This is a genomic window from Bacteroidota bacterium (genome assembly GCA_034723125.1).
Classification (GTDB): domain Bacteria; phylum Bacteroidota; class Bacteroidia; order CAILMK01; family JAAYUY01; genus JAYEOP01.
In genome coordinates this window covers 1-3,003 of the sequence record JAYEOP010000261.1, presented here as the reverse complement: position 1 = coordinate 3,003, position 3,003 = coordinate 1, and the positions used below count along the sequence as shown (strand labels likewise).

Below are 3,003 nucleotides of genomic sequence, written 5' to 3'. Positions count from 1 at the left end.
TCGACCAATAAAAAGTCAATGATACAACCGTGCCGCACATCAAAAAAGTATTGAAGAATAATCAGCATCTGGCTGAACTTGTCTGCATTATTGCCACCGATAATATGGTTTCACACTATCTGGTCGCTCTGGGTATCGAATTGGAAGGGGAAGAGGAGAACGGATGAATCACTACGACGATACACATAAAAAATCGATCGGTTACATCCTGTGGATTTTCGGCTTCACCGGTTCGCACCGCTTCTATTACGGCAAACCGATCTCGGGAACGATCTACTTGCTCACTCTGGGGCTGTTGGGCATCGGCTGGATCATCGACCTGTTCCTGATTCCCGGCATGGACCGGCAGGCCGACCTGCACTTTACTACCGGGCCCTACGATTACTCCGTCGCCTGGATTTTACTGACCTTCCTCGGCCTGTTCGGTATTCATCGTATGTTCCTGGGAAAATGGATCAGTGGTTTGATTTATCTGCTGACCGGAGGACTGCTCGGCGTTGGCGTGATCTACGATTTCTTCACCCTGAACGAGCAGGTGTCACAGCTGAACAGCGGACTCTGACGACTCATCAATACTGTACGGCTTTCACATGAAGGAATTGCTCCAACCCGTAACGTCCCAGCTCCCTCCCATTCCCCGACTGTTTATAACCACCAAAGGGTGCTTGCAGGTTAAAGCGACCGCCGTTGATATCCACCTGTCCGGTCTGAATCCGCTCTTTCAGAACAAGGGAATGACCGATGTGATCCGAGAACTCATAGGTCTCCAGCAGATCAACATAGCTGTTCGTCACCAGCGCCGGCAGACCGGCCTGAATCCGCTGACTGAGTTTGATCGGCATACCCAACTCATCGGTGATCAACTCGGCGATTTCAGGCGCACGGGCGACCAGTTCCTGGTGGATCTGTTTCAGATAACCGACCCGCACCTGAGGACTGGTCAGTGACCAACTTGGCAGAGCAGCGCGCGCAGCCTGAACGGCCTGATCAATATCCCCAACCGTTCCCGCGGGGACCTCACCGACAACAGCTTCCGTTGCCGGGTTAATGACAGCGATCCGTTCACTGCCGTCCGCGGACCCCCACTGACCGTTGATATAAACGCGGTTGTAACTCAACATGATCTGCTCCTGTTTTCATAATAATTTCAAGATATTAATGTCTATGATGCCGCATCAGAAAAACAAAAACAACGCAAAACCAATAAGATAGCGAAAAAACCATTAAAGTCATCACACCCTGGGGCCGATAAAACAGCATGTGCCAAAAACATCATTCATAGACCAGGAGACGATGATGAGTCTGACAATCAGCCCAATGGTCACCCAAGCCATCCCGAATGAACAGCAGAACACCCCGGTAGATCCATCTAAAATCGCAACCGCACCAGCATCTGAAACCCAGGGACCAGAATCAAATGTCTGCTGCCCCCGGCAACCTCCTCTGGTCAAAGCCGTCGATGGACTGTCTTCATATCGTAAAATCAATGATAACAAAAGCCTCAAGGCGATGGCGCATTTAAGCCAATCTCTCGACAAGGCTCTTGCCGATGCAAAACCGGTCGACAAAGAAACGGCGGAGGAAGAGATTAAACAGGGCGGGTTGAGGCGAATCGGTAAAGATCTGCGTAAGCTGTTCAAAGGGATGGGCTTACCGCCGCAGATGGCTAAACAACTGTCGCGCGGCATCACAGAAACCATACGTTCTGAAGGCGTCGAACAGATCGATTTCTCACTGACCATGACCCGCGCTGCGGCATTGGAGATGACCCAGACCCAGACGGCATACACAGAGACCGGAGACGGCAGCATAACAGCCGCCAGCCAGACCAACCAGTTCATGATGACCGCTGTTCAGGTCCGTTCTTTTGATTTCTCTCTCAATTTGAAAACCGGTGAGTATTCACTCAGTCACAATCGGGCCGATCTTTTGAGCATCTCAGCCAGCCAGACGGAAACGGCGATCCTTCTTCCAGGCGAAGAGACACCGGAAACCGTTCCAGCACCGGTCGAGATTCCTGAGGGTGAGGAGGCAGATCAAGCCTTCCAGGACAACAGTACGTTGGTCGAAATCCGCTCGGCTGTTCAGAGCGCCTCATTCGTTGATCTCGCCCGGACAAGTTTGAGCCGTGAAGTTGATGATGAGGCAGCGGACGATTCTGAAGCGATGCAGGTACTGACCGGCCAGGTTGAAAAACTGGTTCCAACACTGGAGCCGCTGTACGCAACCCTGACCCAGATCAGAAACCTCAGGATAGAAGAGGAACTGACGGAACGTTACCTGCGCTTCAGCGTTGAAGCTCTTGCTCCTGTCGGACTGAAAGCACACGATGATGAGGGTTATGAGCAGACGCTTTATCCGCAAGCGGACGGGAATCTGGCCAAAGTCGAAGAGACACCCCTGACGCTCACAGCTTAATACCAGAACGGGGTGGCAAAAAAGCCACCCCGTTCCTTTTTCAAATACTCACGAAATATGAGACTTTAAATCTGTTCATAACACCGACACTCAGGCCGGCAGAAACCTTTTGGCTGGGGTACACTTCTTCATCAGCGATGCTTTAAACTCGCCGATAAACTTCAATCGATCTCCATCAGTTCATCCGATAACACACTGATCTTCTCGCCCCCCTCTTGCGTCACAGCATAGGTGTTCTCAATCCCGACGATGCCATGTTCGGCAAAGGTGAATTTCGGCTCCACGGCCACCGTTTGACCGACCTGCAAGGGAACGTCAAACTTTGGTGCCAGAACAGGGAACTCATCCAGCTCCAGCCCGACACCATGGCCAACAAAGCCGGCCTGTTCGCCGGGAGGGCCCATAAAATGTTCTGCCAACCCGGCATCGTCGGCCATTTGCAGGGCCTGCTCGTAGACTGTTGAGCAGATCGTTCCCGGTTTTAATTGCTCAGCGATCCAATCCTGTATTGTCCTGGCCACCGTGAACGCCCGCGCGCATTGAGAGTCAAGGCGACCGCAGACATACATACGGGTCATATCGACA

The 3,003-nt window shown here is 52.1% G+C and carries 4 protein-coding genes; 2 read left to right on the top strand and 2 right to left on the bottom strand.

Annotation, left to right across the window (positions count from 1 at the left end):
• The first annotated feature begins 163 nt into the window (after window positions 1-163).
• Window positions 164-562, top strand: a complete 399-nt coding sequence (locus U9R42_07215) for an NINE protein (protein MEA3495809.1) — start codon at window positions 164-166, stop codon at window positions 560-562.
• Window positions 563-569: 7 nt separating this feature from the next.
• Here the strand turns inward: U9R42_07215 and U9R42_07210 are convergent, their stop codons facing one another.
• Window positions 570-1,121, bottom strand: coding sequence for an aldehyde dehydrogenase family protein (locus tag U9R42_07210; GenBank protein MEA3495808.1), 552 nt, complete (start codon window positions 1,119-1,121; stop codon window positions 570-572).
• Window positions 1,122-1,260: 139 nt separating this feature from the next.
• Between U9R42_07210 and U9R42_07205 the strand changes: the two genes are divergently transcribed.
• The gene (locus U9R42_07205; GenBank protein ID MEA3495807.1) at window positions 1,261-2,418 is read left to right on the top strand and encodes a hypothetical protein; all 1,158 of its coding nucleotides are present in this window, start codon (window positions 1,261-1,263) and stop codon (window positions 2,416-2,418) included.
• Window positions 2,419-2,579: 161 nt separating this feature from the next.
• Here the strand turns inward: U9R42_07205 and U9R42_07200 are convergent.
• A partial coding sequence (locus U9R42_07200) for a M24 family metallopeptidase (GenBank protein ID MEA3495806.1) occupies window positions 2,580-3,003 on the bottom strand: 424 nt, incomplete at its 5' end.

Excerpts from the sequence above, each read along its gene's own strand:
- U9R42_07215 (MEA3495809.1), top strand. The coding sequence starts at position 164 with ATGAATCACTACGACGATACACATAAAAAATCGATCGGTTACATCCTG.
- U9R42_07210 (MEA3495808.1), bottom strand. The coding sequence starts at position 1,121 with ATGTTGAGTTACAACCGCGTTTATATCAACGGTCAGTGGGGGTCCGCG.